The 18603-nt window shown below is 31.4% G+C and carries 16 protein-coding genes and 1 rRNA gene; 13 read left to right on the top strand and 4 right to left on the bottom strand.

Features of this window, described 5'->3' with window-relative positions; all coding sequences use genetic code 11:
- Positions 1-98 precede the first annotated feature (98 nt).
- The 8 genes from KQI18_RS08440 to KQI18_RS08405 all read left to right on the top strand — a co-directional run bounded on the left by KQI18_RS08440 (position 99) and on the right by KQI18_RS08405 (position 8298).
- A complete protein-coding gene (locus tag KQI18_RS08440; protein WP_216467353.1) occupies positions 99-1610 on the top strand; it encodes a sugar ABC transporter ATP-binding protein in 1512 nt (503 codons plus the stop codon).
- Positions 1594-2589 (top strand): ABC transporter permease, encoded by a 996-nt coding sequence (locus KQI18_RS08435; protein ID WP_216467352.1) that lies wholly within the window; start codon positions 1594-1596, stop codon positions 2587-2589. Before KQI18_RS08440 ends, KQI18_RS08435 begins: the two co-directional genes overlap by 17 nt.
- A 46-nt stretch (positions 2590-2635) precedes the next feature.
- The gene (locus tag KQI18_RS08430) at positions 2636-3910 is read left to right on the top strand and encodes a M20 family metallopeptidase (RefSeq protein ID WP_216467351.1); all 1275 of its coding nucleotides are present in this window, start codon (positions 2636-2638) and stop codon (positions 3908-3910) included.
- Positions 3911-3924: 14 nt separating this feature from the next.
- Positions 3925-4668: a glutamine amidotransferase gene (locus KQI18_RS08425; RefSeq protein WP_216467350.1), complete on the top strand. Its 744-nt coding sequence runs from the start codon at positions 3925-3927 to the stop codon at positions 4666-4668.
- A gap of 87 nt (positions 4669-4755) precedes the next feature.
- Entirely contained in the window at positions 4756-6153 is a 1398-nt protein-coding gene (locus KQI18_RS08420; protein WP_216467349.1) for a M20 family metallopeptidase, read from the top strand.
- Between the two features lie 283 nt (positions 6154-6436).
- Positions 6437-7267 carry a DUF5685 family protein gene (locus tag KQI18_RS08415; RefSeq protein WP_216467348.1) on the top strand — a complete coding sequence of 277 codons (831 nt, stop codon included), beginning with the start codon at positions 6437-6439 and terminating at the stop codon, positions 7265-7267.
- A 122-nt stretch (positions 7268-7389) separates the two neighbouring features.
- On the top strand, positions 7390-7797 hold the full coding sequence (locus tag KQI18_RS08410; RefSeq protein WP_216467347.1) for a hypothetical protein: 408 nt from the start codon (positions 7390-7392) through the stop codon (positions 7795-7797).
- 9 nt (positions 7798-7806) lie between these two features.
- A complete protein-coding gene (locus tag KQI18_RS08405; RefSeq protein WP_216467346.1) occupies positions 7807-8298 on the top strand; it encodes a hypothetical protein in 492 nt (163 codons plus the stop codon).
- A gap of 116 nt (positions 8299-8414) precedes the next feature.
- Here KQI18_RS08405 and KQI18_RS08400 read toward each other — a convergent pair whose 3' ends face one another.
- Entirely contained in the window at positions 8415-9143 is a 729-nt protein-coding gene (locus KQI18_RS08400) for an HAD family hydrolase (RefSeq protein WP_216467345.1), read from the bottom strand.
- Between the two features lie 124 nt (positions 9144-9267).
- On the opposite strand from KQI18_RS08400, the gene KQI18_RS08395 reads away from it, so the two are divergent.
- Complete coding sequence (locus tag KQI18_RS08395) at positions 9268-10365, top strand: hypothetical protein (RefSeq protein ID WP_216467344.1); 1098 nt, start codon at positions 9268-9270, stop codon at positions 10363-10365.
- A gap of 215 nt (positions 10366-10580) precedes the next feature.
- Here the strand turns inward: KQI18_RS08395 and KQI18_RS08390 are convergent, their stop codons facing one another.
- Positions 10581-10721 (bottom strand): hypothetical protein, encoded by a 141-nt coding sequence (locus tag KQI18_RS08390; RefSeq protein WP_216467343.1) that lies wholly within the window; start codon positions 10719-10721, stop codon positions 10581-10583.
- Positions 10722-11087: 366 nt separating this feature from the next.
- Between KQI18_RS08390 and KQI18_RS08385 the strand changes: the two genes are divergently transcribed.
- Positions 11088-12500 carry a cation:dicarboxylate symporter family transporter gene (locus KQI18_RS08385; RefSeq protein WP_236887707.1) on the top strand — a complete coding sequence of 471 codons (1413 nt, stop codon included), beginning with the start codon at positions 11088-11090 and terminating at the stop codon, positions 12498-12500.
- Positions 12501-12671: 171 nt separating this feature from the next.
- Here KQI18_RS08385 and KQI18_RS08380 read toward each other — a convergent pair whose 3' ends face one another.
- Positions 12672-13988: a DUF4175 domain-containing protein gene (locus KQI18_RS08380; RefSeq protein WP_216467342.1), complete on the bottom strand. Its 1317-nt coding sequence runs from the start codon at positions 13986-13988 to the stop codon at positions 12672-12674.
- Between the two features lie 339 nt (positions 13989-14327).
- On the opposite strand from KQI18_RS08380, the gene KQI18_RS08375 reads away from it, so the two are divergent.
- Both KQI18_RS08375 and KQI18_RS08370 read left to right on the top strand, forming a co-directional pair.
- A complete protein-coding gene (locus KQI18_RS08375) occupies positions 14328-14702 on the top strand; it encodes an ArsR/SmtB family transcription factor (RefSeq protein ID WP_197314424.1) in 375 nt (124 codons plus the stop codon).
- Between the two features lie 14 nt (positions 14703-14716).
- A complete protein-coding gene (locus KQI18_RS08370) occupies positions 14717-17098 on the top strand; it encodes a heavy metal translocating P-type ATPase (protein ID WP_216467341.1) in 2382 nt (793 codons plus the stop codon).
- A 70-nt stretch (positions 17099-17168) separates the two neighbouring features.
- On the opposite strand, the gene trhA is transcribed toward KQI18_RS08370, so the two are convergent.
- Positions 17169-17816 carry a PAQR family membrane homeostasis protein TrhA gene (trhA, locus tag KQI18_RS08365; RefSeq protein WP_197314422.1) on the bottom strand — a complete coding sequence of 216 codons (648 nt, stop codon included), beginning with the start codon at positions 17814-17816 and terminating at the stop codon, positions 17169-17171.
- Positions 17817-18479: 663 nt separating this feature from the next.
- Here trhA and KQI18_RS08360 point away from each other — a divergent pair.
- Positions 18480-18603, top strand: a 16S ribosomal RNA gene (locus KQI18_RS08360); the annotation flags it as partial.

Raw genomic sequence — 18603 nt, 5'->3', positions numbered from 1 at the left:
TGAACGGTTTTAGGATATGACAATACGAAGATCGTTGATTTAAAAAGATGGCAGTTATCGATCAATTTTGAGACAACCTTTATATAAGGAGTGAAGTAATGAGCAATACAATTTTAAAATTAACTAATATTGCCAAAGAATTTCCTGGTGTAAGAGCATTAGATGATATAAACTTTAGTCTTGAAAAAGGTGAAGTTCATGCATTACTAGGTGAGAATGGTGCAGGTAAATCTACTCTAATAAAGATTCTTACTGGAGCACATTCTAAAACATCAGGTAAATTTGTTTTCCAAGACAAAGAGATTGAACATATATCACCAACTATATCAAAAGAAATTGGTATAAATGCAATATACCAAGAACTAACAGTATTTGATGAGCTTACTGTAGCTCAAAATATATTTATGGGAAAAGAAATAAACGGAAAAATCTTAACTAATGATAAGAAAATGAATGATGAAGCAAAAAAGATCTTTGACAATATGGGAATCGACATAAATCCAAAAAGTTTAGTAAGCAGTTTGAGCATTGCACAGAAACAGATGGTAGAGATAGCTAGAGTGCTGTCTTTAGATACAAAAATACTGATAATGGATGAACCTACATCATCGATAAGTAAAAAAGAAACAGAGATATTATTTAGATTAATAAAAGATTTAAAGAAGGATGGCGTGAGTATAATTTATATATCTCACAGAATGGAAGAGTTATTCGAAATATGTGACAGAATAACGATAATGAGGGATGGAAAAACCATTACTACACTTATAACAGAAGAAATTAAGTCTGAAGAGGAGTTAGTAAATTTAATGATAGATAAAAAGTTAGACCAATTTTTCCCTAAAAGAAACGTTGAAATAAAAGATGAAATATTAAGAGTTGAGAATTTAACTAGAAATGGTGTTTTTAAAGATGTAAGTTTCAATGTTAGAAAAGGTGAAATATTTGGTATTGGTGGTCTAGTTGGCAGTAAGAGAAGTGAAATTGTAGAATCAATATTTGGACTAACTTCATTCGATTCAGGAAAGTTATTTTTTAATGGCAAACAGGTAAAATTTAAGGATCCTTCAATAGCAATCAAAAATGGTATAGGTTTGATCACAGAAGATAGAAAGAGAACCGGTTTATTTTTGCAGATGACGGTAAAAGAAAATATAACAATGCCAGGTTTAAGTAAGATATCTAAATTTGGATCAGTTATAGATAATAGTAAAGAAAAAGAAATAGTTGATGGATATATAAAATCACTTAATGTAAAAACGCCTAGTATGAATCAAATAATACAAAGTTTAAGTGGTGGTAACCAACAAAAAGGTATAATCGCTAGATGGCTATTATTAAATCCAGACATACTAATAATGGATGAACCAACAAGAGGTATAGACGTAAATGCTAAATCAGAGATATACAACTTGATGGGTGACTTGGTAGAAAATGGAGTTAGTATAATAATGATTTCATCTGAGATTCCAGAACTTATCTCTATGAGTGACAGAATAATGGTTATGAGAGAAGGTAAAGTAAGCGGATTTTTAGAAGGCGAAGAAAAAGTAGAAAACAACGTTTTAAAATTAGCTTTTGGAGGTAAGATTGATGAGTTCAATAACTAAAAAAGAGGAAAATGCGTCGCCAACATTTAAAAGTAAAGTTCTTCCTTTTTTAAGAGAGCAAGGTAGTGCAGCAGCAGGGCTTATAATATTATTTATAATTATGAGTGTGGCTTCATCTAACTTCTTGACAATGGATAACTTAGTAAATGTTATGAGACAGATTTCTATAAATGCTATACTAGCAGTTGGTATGACATTTGTAATTATAACAGCTGGTATTGACCTTAGTGTTGGTGCTGTTATTGCATTAACTGGTACTTTATGGGCAGCAACTGTAGTAAACTACAATATGCCAATATGGGTTGGTATACTTTTAGCTTTAATAATAGGTGGGTTACTTGGTGTAGTTAAAGGATTAATAATTTCTACTCAAAATTTACCACCATTCATCGTAACATTAGCGATGCTTACTATAATCAGTGGTTTAAGTTTTGTGTTCACTGGTGGTAGACCGATATCTGTAAATACAGATGCGTTTAAAATGATAGGTAGAGGATACATAGGTCCAATTCCTATACCAGTAATAATTATGATTATTGTAGTTATCGCTGGGCATTACTTACTTAAGAAGACTGCATTTGGTCGCCATGTACTTGCTGTAGGTGGAAATCCAGAAGCAGCTAGACTTTGTGGTGTAAAGGTAACAAGTGTAATAGTTAAAGTTTACGCTTTAGCTGGAGTACTTACAGCTCTTGCTGGAATAATACTTTCTTCTCGTCTAGCATCAGGATCTCCAACAGTTGGTGACGGCGCTGAGCTTGATGCTATAGCAGCAGTTGTACTTGGTGGAACTAATATGATGGGTGGTTCTGGTTCAATACTAGGGACATGTATAGGTGTTGGTATAATAGGTATATTAGGAAACGGTCTGAATTTATTAGGTGTTTCATCATACAACCAGATGATTATAAAAGGTTTAGTAATGTTATTTGCTATATGGATCAATAACTTAAAGTTAAAGAAAGCAAAATCTAACTAATATAGTCTAGTGAAAAAATATTATAACCCAATATTTGGAGGTTATTATGAAAAATATCTTAATAGATACTTTAAATAAAAATAAGCAGGAGTACATCGAAGATCTTAAAGGGCTTATTGGAATAAAAACAGAGAACATAAGCCATGGTGTACTTGGTGGTTATGAAAAAGAGGGACAAGTTTATTTAGAAAAACTTGCTAAAGAAATTGGATTTGAAGCTAATCGTCAAGATATGAGTGAAGAGACAATTTTTAATTCTAGAGAAATTAACAAAGAAGGAAATCTTGGTCATAATTATAAAGATCATGATAGATACAACCTTATTTGTGAATACAGTGAAAAAAATCCAGGTAAAACAATAGTTTTTAATGGACATATGGATACAATGCCAGCAGGTGATTTAAGTAAATGGACATATGATCCTTATACTGGTACTGAAGTCGATGGTAAAATCTATGGCCTTGGAAGTGCCGATATGAAGTCAGGTTTGATAGCACCTTTTATGGCAGTTAAACTTATAAAGGATAGTGGACTGGAACTTCCAGGTTCTGTAAAAGTCATGTCTGTATGTGACGAAGAAGGTGGAGGTAATGGTACCATAAATGCTGTGATGAATGGTATTGATGGAGATTATTGTGTTGTTTGCGAATGCTCAGAAAAAAACATGATAGTTGCACATATGGGATTCGTCGGATTTGATGTAGAGGTAAAAGGTGTCGCCCTACATGCTGGCAGTAAATGGAAAGGTGTAAACGCTATAGAAAAAGCTATGTTACTTATTCAAGATCTTAAAGAACTTGAACACAATTGGCTTATGAACTATAAGCATTCAATGCTTCCAGCTCCTACAATTAACTTAGGCGTTATTCAAGGTGGAGATGCAGCATCTACGGTAGCTGGAAAGTGTACTTTCAAAGCTATGGCGCATTTCTTACCTACAGTTATGAGTTATGATCAAGTTGTTGATGATATATATAATACCATTAAGACTAGAGCTGGAGGAGATAGCTGGCTAATAGAAAATATGCCAGAAATAATAATATCTCAATCAGGATTTGGATATGAGATTGACTCTAATTCTGAGTTTGTAACTAAAACTAAAGCTATACTAGAAGATACACTTGATAGAGAAGTCAAAATTATTTCATCTACAGCGGGTAATGATGCAAGAATAATGCAAAATATGGCTAAAATTCCAACTATAATATTAGGACCAGCCTCAATAAATCAGTGTCATTCAGTAGATGAATATGTAGAAATAGATAGCTATTTAGAGAGCATATTAATGTATGCAAGTATGATTTTAAACTTATCAAAATAGGAGGAAACAAAAGAATGAAAAAAGTTTTAATTGTTGGAGAATCTTGGGTTAAGCAAATAACTCATATTAAAGGATTTGATACATTTGTAACTTCACACTATGAGGAAGCAGTAAAATGGATCAAAGAAGGTATAGAATCAGGTGGATACGAAGTTACTCATATGCCAGCTCACGTAGCTGTTGACAACTTCCCATTCCAAATGGAAGGTTTAAAAGAGTATGATTGTATAATCCTATCAGATATAGGTTCTAACTCATTCTTACTATCTAATAGTACTTTCGTTGAATGCAACTCTAACCCAGATAGACTTGAGTTATTATGCAACTATGTTAAAGACGGTGGAGCATTAATAATGGTAGGTGGTTATATGTCATTTACTGGAATAGATGCTAAGACTCGTTACGGTGAAACTGCTCTTGCAGAAGTACTTCCTGTATCTATGTTAGATAAAGATGATAGAGTTGAAAAGCCAGCAGGAATAACACCTGTAATAGTAAATTCTAACCACGATGTATTAAAAGGTATACCAACAGAGTGGCCAAAATTCTTAGGCTACAACAAGACTATAGCTAAAGAAGGTTGTGAAGTTTTAGCTACAATAGGTGGGGATCCATTTGTTGCGGTTGGAGAATTCGGAAAAGGTAAATCAGCTATATTTAGTTCTGACTGTGCTCCACACTGGGGTCCAAAAGAATTCACTGATTGGGAATACTACAATACACTATGGGTTAACATGGTAAATTGGTTAACAAAATAATTAGATGAATTTAGAACCTCTTGAATTGTTCACTTTGACTTTACAAGAGGTTTTCTAATATATAAATAAAGGGGATGGTAAATTGCTATGGGTGAACTTGATCCGAATAAACAAATGATATTAGACTATATCGATAGTGTTGAAGACGAGCTTAGAGATGTTTCTGACCAAATTTGGTCAAATCCCGAGCTTCAATATAAAGAATACTTTGCTTCAAGTCTTCAAAAAGAATACCTAAAAAGTAAAGGTTTTCATATTGAAGAAGTAGAGGGAATGGATACAGCATTTATTGCAACCTATGGAAGTGGAGAGCCAGTTATTGGTATTCTTGGTGAGTATGATTCATTAGCAGGGCTATCTCAAAAAGTTTCAACAACTAAGGAACCTGTTAAAGAAGGAGCCCCGGGACATGGATGCGGGCATAACTTACTTGGAACAGGCGCTTTAGGAGCTGCTATAGCTGTAAAGAAGATGATTGAGGATGAAAAGGTAAGTGGTTCTGTGAAATACTTTGGAACACCAGCAGAAGAGGACCTATCAGGGAAGATATTTATGATAGACAAAGGATGTTTTGATGAAGTAGACTGTGCTTTTAGTTGGCATCCATTTGATATAAATACACCTATAAGAATTCCGACGCTTGCAAATTATTCTATTAAATTTAGATTTAGAGGAATAAGTGCACATGCTGCGCAAGCTCCACAAAATGGTAGAAGTGCACTTGACGCTGTTGAACTAATGAATGTAGGATGCAATTATTTAAGAGAGCATATATTTGACAGTTGTAGAATTCATTATTCAATTACGAATGGAGGAGGAGCGCCAAATATAGTACCAGCATTTGCTGAGGTGTGGTACTATGTCAGAGGAGTTAAAATGGAGCATGTACAGAGTGTATTTGAGAGAGTAGTTGATGTTGCAAAAGGTGCAGCACTGATGACTAGTACACAGATGGAGTATGAAATCATTAGTGGCGTTTACGATTATTTGCCAAATACTGCATTAACAGATATTCTTTCAGAAAATATGATAGCAATTGGAACACAAAATTATAACGAAAAAGATATTGAGTTTGCAAAGGCGCTTTCCAAAGATAAATCAAAGGCAGATAGAAGTATGGTTGCAAATGTATTAAGTGGTAATCTAAATATAATAGATAATTATCTACATACAGAGGTAACTGACGATACAGTAATACAAAACAACTGTATACCATTATCACTAGATATCGGTGACATCAGTTATATAATTCCAACAGCACAGTGCTCTTGTTCAGTTTGGCCGATAGGAGTATCAGCACATACTTGGCAATCGTGTTCAAGTGCTGGATCAGATATGGGATTTAAAGCTATGCTGCTAGCTTCTAAGTCTATAGCTTGTACAGTATTTGATGTAATGGATGATAAAAAGGTGGTTGAAAAGGCAAAAGAAGAGTTAATAGTGACAAAGGGAGAGTTTGCATACGAGCCAATTTTAAAAAAATAATAAGAATTAAGAAGATGTATCAGCTTACGATACATCTTTATTTAATAAAATTGATACATATTTAATTGAACAAATTACAAAGGTATTGCAAATAATCATAAAAATTATAGCTGAAAGTATAATGCAAAAATCAAAAAATGGTGTTTATTCGATATTGAGATTCTTATCTTATAATCTAATTCTAATCTAAATGTAACCCTTTGTTGTTAGTAAAATGAATAAAAAAGTGTTATACTATAATATATTAATTTTATGTAAATAGAAGAATTAGAAGGGGATAAATATGTTTGGGTATGTAAAAATAAACAAGCTTGACTTAACATTTAGAGAGTATGATCATTATAAGTCGTACTACTGTGGTCTATGTAAATGTCTTAAGAAAAATCATGGTGAAATATCTAGGTTGTCATTAAATTTTGATATTACTTTCCTGATCGTTTTACTATCAGCAATATATAAGCCAAAATCAGTTATTACGGATGAAACATGTATTTCATCTCCTTTTAAAAAGAATAAAATTTTGATGAATGAGGTGACTGAATACGCTGCCAGCATGAATGTGTTACTTTCTTGCTATAAATTAGAAGACAATGTTCGTGATGAAGGAGGTATTAAAAATAAATTAGCATATAATATATACAAAGGTAAATTAAAAAATGCTTATAAAAAATACCATCAAAAAGCAGAGTATATAAAGAAGCAACTCGAAGAACTAAACAAACTGGAAAATGATGGAAATATCAATATAGATGAAGTATCAAATACATTTGGAAATTTGATGAGTGAAATATTTGCATACAAGGAAGATGAGTACGAAGACAGACTAAGGACTGTAGGTTTTAATATAGGAAAGTACATCTATATACTTGATGCCTTTGAAGACCTAGATGATGATATTAAAAAAGGAAGTTATAATCCATTTAAAAATTATGTTAATAGAAGAGATGAACTCAGAGAAAGAGTAGATAAGATTATAAGTTTTTCATTGGGGATGCTTGGTAATGCAGTTGACAGCTTAGAGATTGAAGTTAATAAAAATATTATAGAAAATATAATTTATTCTGGAGTGTATTTGAGATATAAAAAAATATTAAACAATCCGAGCAGTCAATAAAAAATTAAGGTTATCTATAAAGTATTAAAAATCGAAATAATAAATACTGTGTAAAATTTCCTGGGAAATTATATGTCGTATTAAGAAAGAAAAATAGATAGTTTGAAAGGAGAGAGAAAAAAATGTTTAACAATAGTGGTTTTATGGAAGCTAGAAGAATGATTGACAATAGAGAATTTAGGAATGCATACAATTTTTTGAAATCCATTTCTGATAAATGTGCAGAATGGTATTACTTATCAGGAATATCAGCGATGAATATAGGTTACTACGAAGAAGGCGAAGACTATATCAAAAGGGCAAAATTTATGGAACCAGAAAACAAAGAATATAGCAGTGCATTAGACAATTATACTCAGTATAGAAATAACTATAATGATAGAGCTGATTACTACAATAGAAGACGTCAAAGTGACTTAGGTGGATGTTGTTGTTGCTGTGGCGATGACTGTTGCGATACATGTTGTAAGTTGTGGTGTTTAGACTCATGTTGTGAGTGTATGGGAGGAGACTTTATTTCTTGTTGCTAGGTGATGTATATGAATAAGAAAATAGCTTATGGTGGAATGTTATTGGCAGTAAATGTTATACTTCTATTTTTAATAAATATTATTCCTAACAATACAATGTTTTTAATGGGGATCGCTTCTCTCATTGTAGCAGTAGTTGTCATGGAGTGGGGTATAAAAACAGCATTTGTATATTATTTAGGATCAGTAATACTAGGATTTTTAGTAATGTCAAATAAAATACATTGGATTGTATATGTATGTACTTTTGCGGTATATGGGATAATAAAATATCTGATTGAAAAAGATAGGCCATTATACGTAGAATATTTTTTAAAGATAGCATATGCAAATATAGCAGCTATCATGCTATATTTTGTATTTAGAACTATAGTGTATTTTCCTATTAATTTATTTATGGTTTTAGCATTTCAAGCTGTATTTTTGGTTTATGATTACGCCTATTCAATGTTTATAAATTACTACAATCATCAGCTTAGAAAAATACTTTTTAAAAACTAAAAATGTAAATCTAATAAAATATGAAATAATTTAAACAGAAAGCTTCTCATTAAAGTTAAATACAATTGAGAAGCTTCTTATTTACACATAAATTTTAATGTTTTAATTTATTGAATTTATATATCAATAATTTCGACTCTTGAAGTAAGGGAATAAACTAGGTCTTTTCTTTCTACAATAATTTTAGTTTTATTTTTCATATTTTCATTTAAGTTAATCATTTTTAATAGTTCTTTTGTAGGATTTATAGCTATTGGTTTTCCAACTCTTCTCAACATATTGAAATCACCATTAGTATCACCGTAAGCATATGAATTCAAAAGGTCTATTTCATATTTTTTAGTAAAGTTATTAATAGATATATTTTTACTATCTGAATCCCACATTGGGATTAAATTTCCTGTAAACACATCATTTTCAAAAATATATTCACTTCCACAGAAATCACTAGCATTATACTTTTTAGCCATTTTTTCAACTAAAAAATTAGGGCTACCAGAAATAAATATCACAATATGTCCTTGTTTTAGATGCCATTCTATTCTTGATCTAGTGTACTTATAAACTCTGTCAGCTTTTAATTTAATTACTTGGTCACTTGTAAAATCAATACATGTAGTGTCAAGACCTGTTATTGATCTTACGTAGAGCTCACTAACTTCCAGTAAATAGTCATCATAATTACCCTGTCTTTTATCCCAATCCATAAAAGTATCTCGAACATTACTATACCAATCTTTTTGGTCGATTATATCGTATTTCATTAGCTTCTTAAAATGTTCTACCATTAGCGAGTCTCTATACAAAGTTCCATCTATATCGAAAAAGGCTGCCGTGTTTCCCAAAAAATCACCCCTATGTTAATCATTTTTATTATTATTATATTATAAATTATATCTATGTTACCATTATATATGTATAATATCTAATATAAATAAATTTTATTTAAAAATGAGAGGAAATGATTTTATGAAGTTTAACTTCGCAAAGGTTACAAATTCTAGACTTATGGGAAGTATGGGTCTTGTTATAAATTGGAGAAACAATGATGACAATAAAATTTTTTGTCAGTACTTTTTATTAGATTCTGAAGGACTAGGAATTGCAGACTATGTGGGTCTTGATAATCCTAGTGGATATGAAGTTTATAGAGAAGAAGAAAGACTAATGGGAGGATTGGGATCCGATAAAATAAGGATATCTGAAGACGAGGCTAGATTTTTGGTGAGTTTTTATGGGAAGAAAAACGAGTACTATAATAAAGAACTTCCTGGAGAAGTTAACGAATATATTAATATTATTGAAGGGTATAGTGGAAATTTAAAAATAGAAGATATGTATCCCATCATTTGTAAAGAAGTTTTAGATGAAGTAGAGTTTGTAAATTATATGACGATGAGGTTTATAGCTTGGGACAGAGAAGGCCTTATGTATTATTCTGGAAGTAATGAAATTTCTAGCATGCATGTAACCAAAATAAACGGTACATTACTTAAAACCAAAGTAAAAAGAATGGGAAAAGACAAGTATTTAACTACGGCTATATACGAGGATGTTGATGGTTACTATTCTTGTAAAATAGCTCTTAGCATCGAAAAAGATATACATAAAAGAAGAGGATTTAAATTAAATTCTCTGTTAGTCACTGATATTGATGAGGTTTATGATTTCGAGGTATTTGATGAAATATCAAAACCGGAATATGTTTCAGTTTATGAAATAAAAAACATTGATAGTTTTGAAAAGAAATTTTATGACGAGAATCCATTTCTGTTTAAGAGTTTCATGGATAATGGAAATTTATATACTAGATTTAGTTTTAATAATGATCATGTAAAAGAAAGTGAATATGTTATAAACAATGATATCAAAGCTATTTATTACTTTGCTATGGGTAGGCTATTTATTGGAACTTATTCTAATGATGATAGTGAATTTATAAATGAATCTATTGAATTTAACTATGGTGGTAGTACTAAACTAATTGGTAATTATTATTTTGAACAGAATGCTCTTTATGATTTTGCAGAGTCTGGGGCTGAAGATTTTAATGATTTTTTAAATTAAGATTATGAGACGAAAATATTTTAATCAGTTTAGACAATAAAAATTTTATATAAAAAATAAGAGTGACCAGTTTTGACTGGCCACTCTTATTTTTATTTCTATAATATTGGGGGAATATTATGAGGAATACATTAGTATTATTGTCAAAGTATTGAAATATATACTTCTTTTTTAAAAAAATTTTATAAAATTTCAAATTTGCAACTGTATAATATTTAATCCGGTGGTTTTGGAGTATCTAACTCAAAGGAATTATCCAGTAATCTGACAAATGTTTTGTTAATATGCATAGTACGATTATCAAGGTTTATATCTTTCCATGAAAGTGCCGCAACTTCCCCTGCTCTCAAACCCATATGAAAACCTAATTGAAGCGGAATGTAGAATGCGCTACCTTGATTTGATAAAATGCATTTTCACAATAAATTTTTTATAAATATAATATAAATCAATTTGGAAGTTAATAATTACAGAATGGGCTTATATACTAGTATACAAAATGATGTATTATATTGCTCAAAATCTATATTTAACAAATAAAATTCTATTAAATATAGATTTGTATAGATATATACTTGCATTATCAAAATGATAGTTGTATAATGTACAATGGAATTATCAATTTGATAGTTGATTAACCATTATCAATGCAAGTATATTTCGGTAGATTTAATTTGCCGATATAAAGTAATTAATAAATTATAATTAAAAGGAGATTTACAATGGTAAAAAGTTCGTTTTTTTCACAATTTCTAATGATCACGGATTTAAAGACAATACTTTTCATAGCTGTATTATTAGGAATGTTTATTTTTGTTAAAAAATTAGGGAAAAAGAAAGTTAGCTTCTCTATGAGGACCATCATTGCTACAATTATGGGACTCGCATTAGGTGTAATAATACAATTAGTTGCAGGTATGCCAGATGACCCGACTAAAGTAGTATGGCTGCAGGAAGTAACTAAATGGTATGGTCTATTTGGGAGCGGATTTATGGCTTTATTAAAAATGCTGGTCGTTCCAATTGTATTTGTGTCAATACTTAGAGTAATAATCAACATGGGGGATGGAGAAAATTTAAAATCTATGACATTTAGAACTATAGGAATGCTATTAGGAACTACAGCGATAGCAGCAGTTATAGGAATTGTTGTAGGAAAATTTATGCACTTAGGTGAAGGGGTTAAAGGTATTGTAGATAATACTGCACAGATGAAAGAGATAACGTCAGTGGTTGATACATTAATTGGATTATTACCAACAAACCCAGTTCAAGCTATGGCAGATGCAAATATTGTTGCTATAATAATATTTGCCGCATTCTTAGGTCTTTCAGTTAAGAGATTAAATAAAAAATATGAAGATATAATAAAACCATTTGTGGACCTAGTAGAGGCATTTTATAAGATTATTGTATGTGTTGCTATGACAGTTATATCAGTGATGCCATATGCGGTTATAGCGATGCTTGCAAATACTATAACATCAGGTGGGATAGGGTCAATGTTATCAGTATTGGAGTTTGTTTTTGCACTTTATGTATCTACTGTTATACTGTTTATAGTTCACTTAATTATAATAGCACTTAATGGTTTAAACCCTATAAAATATATTAAAAATGCAATAGAACCATTAGTATTAGCTTTTACATCTCGTTCAAGTTTAGGAACACTCCCTGTAACAATAAATAACTTAGTTGAAAAACAAGGGGTAGATGAAAGTGTATCAAGTTTTGCTGCAAGTTTAGGAGCTAATATGGGTATGAATGGTTGTGCTGGTATATATCCTGCACTTATGGCTGTGACAATAGCAAATATGGCTGGAATAGAAATGAATGCTACGTTCTATGCAATGTTATTTATAGTTATAACGATAGGTTCTATAGGAATAGCAGGGCTTCCAGGCACAGCTACAATGGCAGTATCTGTTGTGTTATCTGGAGTTGGGCTTGGTCCATATTTCCCGCTGGCAGCAGGTATACTAGCAATAGACCCTATATTAGATATGGGTAGAACCATGATAAACGTAAATGGATCTATAGTTACTTCAATAATTGTTGGAAAATCTTTAGGGAAGGTAAATAAAGATATTTATTATAAGGATGGAATAGAAGATAAAGAAGCTGTTAAAAAGTAAATATCCTTTTTTCCTTACTTTTTAAAAAAACGGACTATAATTTTTTGTAAGTTCCAATTTAAGTACAATATTGATGTATAAATTTAAGAGGTGTTACCAGCAATAAAATGGCTGAGTATCACCTCTTTATTTAAAGTTACTAATTTATTATTTTTAATTCTGTTGAAAAGTTTACATCTCTTCTTCGTCAAGTTCCTCTAAATTTATTTGTGAATTACTAGTTTCTTTGGAATTTCTAAGTGTTCCTGATGTTGAACCTGTTAGAACTCCAGTTGAGCCGGAAGAAACTGGACCAGAACCTGTGTAAGTACCGAAATTAATTCCATAGCCACTTGAACTTAAAGGGGTACCACCTATAGTATTAAAAGTTGAACTACTTGGAGTTTTGCTCATATTACTATTCATTTGGTTATTCATACTTCCAGCGGATGAACTGCTCATATTACTATTCGGATTGTTTGGCATACTACTTCCCATACTACTGCCCATGCCACTGCCCATGTTACTGCCCATGCCACTGCCCATGTTACTGCCCATGCCACTGCCCATGTTACTGCCCATGCCACTGCCCATGTTACTACCCATGCCGCTGCCCATACTACTGCCCATGCCACTGCCCATGTTACTACCCATGCCGCTGCCCATGTTACTGCCCATGCCACTGCCCATGCCACTGCCCATGCCACTTCCCATGCTGTTTCCTAAATTATTGTTCATAGGATTATTCATCCAAGGGCTTGTAGGATTTGAATTAGTAGAACCCATACTATTTGATCCGCCCATATTTGAATTATAAGGTGTCATTCCTGATCCAAAGTCCATGGATTGTGGAACAATAACAGGGAGACCCTGCATAGTACCTCGAATTACTCCGGGTATCATTATAATAACATCACTTCCCATAAAGTTTAAACCAGGATACATGTTAGGGTTATTTTGTTGATTCATTAAATTTCCCTGTTGGCCCATTGGGTTCATCTGCGGATTCATTGGATTTCCCTGTTGGCCCATTGGGTTCATCTGCGGATTCATCGGATTTGCCTGTAGGTCCAACGGATTCATCTGTTGATTCATTGGATTCATCTGTGGATTCATTGGATTTGTTTGTGGGTTCATGCTATTTTGATTTTGTCCATTAAGCATATTTGCAAAGTTTTCAAAATAAGTATTTGGATTGTTGTTCCTATTACCTAGTGTACCTCGAACCTGTGTATTTGGATTTGCCATGCTTTGATTAAGCTCTTGATAATTTCCTAATCCCTGTTGATTGTAGTTTGGCATTTCATTTAAATCTAGATCTGGTTGAATATTACCTACAGACTGTTTGTAATTGTTATTCATTTGATTTAAGTTAAGACTAGAATTAGCTCCTTCCACTCTTTTCATGAACTTGTCACTACTAAGATCAATATAGTCTTTGTAAGAATCTGGATTTAGGTATGGCATGTAGCTACTATCTAGTTTGTTCTTTGTTTCGTCGAAACTCATATAAAAGCACCTCCCAAAAAAACTATAAAAAAGTTATTCTTATAATATATATAAAAGTCGGCTACATAATATGTATGATTTCTTTATTTAAAAAATATAGAATAGATATTGCAAAATTTAACAGTAAGTCTTATAATGAATATATGAACAATTATTCATATATTAAAATGAGGACAGGAGAGAAGAAGAAATTATAAGTATAAATGAGGAATTTAAAAAATTGAATGTAAGAATATATATAAAGAAATAATATATTGCAAAATTTAATAATAAGACCTATAATGAATATATGAACAATTATTCATATATTGAAATGATAGGATAGGAGAAAAGATAATTATGAGTATAAATGAAGAATTTAAAACATGTGAATGCAAGAATATACATGAGGAGATAGTAAGTGGAGCAAAATCAACCATGCCAGATGAAGAAATACTTTATGATTTAGCTGAACTATTTAAAGTATTTGGAGATTCTACCAGAATAAGAATATTGTATGCATTATTTGCAAGTGAGATGTGTGTTTGTGATATAGCTAGTTTATTAAACATGACGGATTCGGCTATCTCACATCAACTGAGGGTTTTAAAACAAGCAAGACTTGTTAAATTTAGAAAAGAAGGCAAGACAGTATTCTATTCATTGGATGACGATCATGTAAGTCAAATATTTAATTGTGGTCTTTGCCATATACAAGAGAGAAATAAAAAATAAAGGGGGTATTCGATATGGCATCTCAAGTATTAAACAAAAAAGAAATGATTTTAGATGGTTTAAGTTGTGCACACTGTGCATCTGAAATAGAAGAGGCTGTTGGAAAACTTGATGAAATAAAATCCGCTAATCTTAACTTTGTAAATAAAAGGCTGAGTTTTGAATTGAAAGAGTCTTCAAATGAACATGAAGTTATTAACAAAGTAATGGATAAGATTAATACTATAGAACCAGGTTTAGATATAAAAATTAAAGATAATTTAAAGAATAATTCAAATAAAAAAGAAATGATTTTAGGTGGACTTAATTGTGCACACTGTGCAGCTGAAATTGAAGAAGCAATAGAAAAATTAGATGGAATAGTATCTTCAAACTTAAACTTTGTAAATAAGAAATTAATCTTTGAATTTAGTTCAAATGCAAATGAAAAAGAAGTATTGGATAATATTATAGAAAAAATTAATACTATAGAACCAGGTTTAGACATTCAAATGAAATCAGATAAGAAGCATAGTGACAATGGAGAGGATTCACACGACCATGGTGGTGGAGGACACAATAAGAAAGAATTAATAAAATTAATTTTAGGGGTAGCTGTATATATATTGGGAATATATCAAACAGCCACAGGAAATGAAAGTGTTGTAAATAGCGTAATATTTGTTGTAGCCTATTTAGTTATAGGTGGAGATGTTCTTTTAAAGGCTCTAAGAAATGCTACTAAAGGAAGAGTATTTGATGAAAACTTTCTAATGTCAATTGCGACAGTTGGTGCTTTAGCTATAGGAGAATTATCTGAAGCTGTCGGCGTTATGCTTTTCTATAAAATAGGGGAGTATCTACAGGATCTAGCAGTTGGAAAATCTAGAAAATCTATAACTGCTCTAATGGAGATTAGATCTGATTATGCTAATCTTAAGGTCGGATCTGAGCTAAAAGTTGTATCACCAGAAGATATTAGTGTTGGAGATTTGATTGTAGTAAAGCCAGGGGAAAAGGTTCCTTTAGACGGAGTAGTAGTTGAAGGATCATCTATGATTGATACATCAGCAATAACTGGTGAATCAGTTTTAAGAGAAGTATCTAAAGATGAAGATATTTTATCTGGTGTAATAAATAAAAATGCATTGATCACTATTAAGGTCACTAAACCTTTTGGAGAGTCAACTGTTTCAAAAATTTTAGACCTAGTAGAAAATGCTAGTAGTAAGAAAGCTCCTACAGAAAACTTTATTTCTAAGTTCTCAAAATATTATACACCAGCTGTAGTCATAATAGCTTTAGGAGTTGCATTTATACCACCACTTGTACTTCCTGATGCATCACTTAGAGATTGGCTTTACAGAGGGCTGATATTCTTAGTTGTTTCTTGCCCTTGTGCTTTAGTATTATCTATACCACTAAGCTTTTTCAGCGGAATAGGATTGGCATCTAAAAAAGGAATACTTATAAAGGGAAGTAACTATCTAGAAGCTCTTAGAGATGTTGACACTGTAGTGTTTGACAAAACAGGTACTCTTACTAAAGGAGTTTTCAAAGTAACAAAAGTTAATTCTGTTGGTATATCAGAAAAACAGTTAATTGAGTATGCAGCATTGGCAGAGGCAAACTCAAATCATCCAATAGCGAAGTCTATAACAAGCTTTTACAACAAAAAAGTTGATTTAGATAAAATTGAAAATTACGAAGAAATAGCAGCGCATGGTATCAAAATTAGATACTCTGGGGAAACAATTTTTGCAGGTAATGAAAAACTTATGAAGAGTGAAAAAATTTCTTATACCCCAGCTACAGATATTGGAACAGTAGTATATGTTGCTGTTGACTCAGAATTTAGAGGATATATAGTAATTTCTGATGAAATAAAAGATGACAGTGTTAAGGCAATTAAAGATTTAAAAAAAGCAGGTATAAAAGAAGTTGTAATGCTCACTGGTGACAATAAAAAAGTTGCAGATAGTATTGCTAAAAAACTAGGATTAGATAAAGTTTATTCAAATCTATTACCTGATGAGAAAGTTGAAAAACTAGAAGAGATATATAAAGGTAGAGCAGAAAAAGAAAGAGTTGCATTTGTCGGAGATGGTATAAACGATGCACCAGTTCTTGCTCGAGCAGATGTCGGCATTGCGATGGGTGGACTGGGATCTGATGCAGCTATAGAAGCGGCGGATGTAGTTCTTATGAATGATGAACCTAGTAAAATATCAACTGCAATAGAGATCGCAAATAAAACTAACAAAATTGTATGGCAGAATATAGCATTCGCTCTTGGTGTGAAGGTTATAGTTATGGTATTAGGTGCTGGAGGGGTTGCTACTATGTGGGAAGCAATATTTGCTGACGTAGGTGTAGCACTTATAGCAGTACTAAATGCAATGAGGGCGATGAAATAGAAAAAAACAAAGCCAATTACACGACAATAAATTATCTGTGTAATTGGCTAATTTTTTTAAAAAATTATTATTATATTACATATTTAAATACACATATGTAGTGAGTAAGCGTTCCTAACAGTATAAATACATGGAATATTTCATGGTACGCAAAGTTTTTGAATTTTAAACACTTAGGTTTAACAGCGTATATTACTGCACCTATAGTATAGAAAACACCACCACCTACAAGTAGCACAACACCTTCTAGTGATATAGCTTTATATAGAGGTACTATAAGTAGTACAGAAACCCATCCCATAGCAACATAAATGGCAGTTGATATCCATCTAGGGCAGTTGAACCAGATAAGTTTGAAGCATACTCCTGCAATAGCTGCAGACATAATCACCGCAAAAAGAATCCAACCTGTAGGACCATTAAGTGCTATTAAACAAAATGGTGTGTAAGATCCTGCAATCAATATAAATATCATTGAGTGATCTAATCTTCTAAGCCAACTTATTACTCTATCTGATGATATTACTAAGTGGTATACAGTAGATGCTGTATATAAAAGTATCATACTGATACCAAAAATAATCACAGCAGTTAGTGATAGTGCAGAAGGATTTGCTAAGCTAGTTTTTATAACTAGGGCAAGTAATCCTATAAAAGAAAGTACAGCTCCAGCTAAATGGGTAAATCCATTAATTGGTTCTCTTAGATATTTATCCAATTTTTTATCACCTCTCTTAACTTAAGTATATAAAACAGAAAAGATATAATAATATAATTTAAATCTATTATTGACTTGTTTCTTATTTTATATAATATAGACTATTATACTTCAAAATTACTGAAAATAGATACATTTTAAAAATAAATCAAAAATAAATAATATAATGAGATTAAATATATAAAAACAATGTAAAAAACTTTATGTGTAAAAATTAGTTTATCGTATTATATAGATAATAGGGATGTTATTTAAAAAAATTGCTTCATGTAATTATGAGATAGATACAAATAAATCTAAAACATATTTGTATGTCTTTAAAAATATAAAGAAAATTATAAAATAGAATAAATTTTATAATTTAAATATAAATACAAGTGAAATAGTTGAAAAATACAAGTATATCTGGAATATTTGATTGTATTTATTAAATATATAGAGAAAAATATTGAAAAAAGTTTTAAAAAAGTGTTGACATGTTTTTTTAATTTTGATATAGTAATACTTGTCTTCGAAAGAGACGCAAACGAAACAAAGAAAAACACAGAGAAAGTATTGAAAAGAACATTGAAAATTAAACAGTAGGTTAATTTATAAGAAAACAAGAAACAAACCATATAAAGCCAGATATTTTGATAACAATAGTATCTGAGCCATCAAATTTTTTTTGAGAGTTTGATCCTGGCTCAGGATGAACGCTGGCGGCGTGCCTAACACATGCAAGTCGAGCGAACCCCTTCGGGGGAGAGCGGCGGACGGGTGAGTAACGCGTGGGTAACCTACCCTG

This window comes from Metaclostridioides mangenotii (assembly GCF_018917235.1).
GTDB lineage: Bacteria > Bacillota > Clostridia > Peptostreptococcales > Peptostreptococcaceae > Metaclostridioides.
Note: the sequence above shows the minus strand (reverse complement) of the source record. Positions and strands in the feature narration are given on the sequence as shown.

Coding starts and splice junctions, on each gene's coding strand:
- KQI18_RS08440 (WP_216467353.1), top strand. CDS start 99: ATGAGCAATACAATTTTAAAATTAACTAATATTGCCAAAGAATTTCCT.
- KQI18_RS08435 (WP_216467352.1), top strand. CDS start 1,594: ATGAGTTCAATAACTAAAAAAGAGGAAAATGCGTCGCCAACATTTAAA.
- KQI18_RS08430 (WP_216467351.1), top strand. CDS start 2,636: ATGAAAAATATCTTAATAGATACTTTAAATAAAAATAAGCAGGAGTAC.
- KQI18_RS08425 (WP_216467350.1), top strand. CDS start 3,925: ATGAAAAAAGTTTTAATTGTTGGAGAATCTTGGGTTAAGCAAATAACT.
- KQI18_RS08420 (WP_216467349.1), top strand. CDS start 4,756: ATGGGTGAACTTGATCCGAATAAACAAATGATATTAGACTATATCGAT.
- KQI18_RS08415 (WP_216467348.1), top strand. CDS start 6,437: ATGTTTGGGTATGTAAAAATAAACAAGCTTGACTTAACATTTAGAGAG.
- KQI18_RS08410 (WP_216467347.1), top strand. CDS start 7,390: ATGTTTAACAATAGTGGTTTTATGGAAGCTAGAAGAATGATTGACAAT.
- KQI18_RS08405 (WP_216467346.1), top strand. CDS start 7,807: ATGAATAAGAAAATAGCTTATGGTGGAATGTTATTGGCAGTAAATGTT.
- KQI18_RS08395 (WP_216467344.1), top strand. CDS start 9,268: ATGAAGTTTAACTTCGCAAAGGTTACAAATTCTAGACTTATGGGAAGT.
- KQI18_RS08390 (WP_216467343.1), bottom strand. CDS start 10,721: ATGGGTTTGAGAGCAGGGGAAGTTGCGGCACTTTCATGGAAAGATATA.
- KQI18_RS08385 (WP_236887707.1), top strand. CDS start 11,088: ATGGTAAAAAGTTCGTTTTTTTCACAATTTCTAATGATCACGGATTTA.
- KQI18_RS08380 (WP_216467342.1), bottom strand. CDS start 13,988: ATGAGTTTCGACGAAACAAAGAACAAACTAGATAGTAGCTACATGCCA.
- KQI18_RS08375 (WP_197314424.1), top strand. CDS start 14,328: ATGAGTATAAATGAAGAATTTAAAACATGTGAATGCAAGAATATACAT.
- KQI18_RS08370 (WP_216467341.1), top strand. CDS start 14,717: ATGGCATCTCAAGTATTAAACAAAAAAGAAATGATTTTAGATGGTTTA.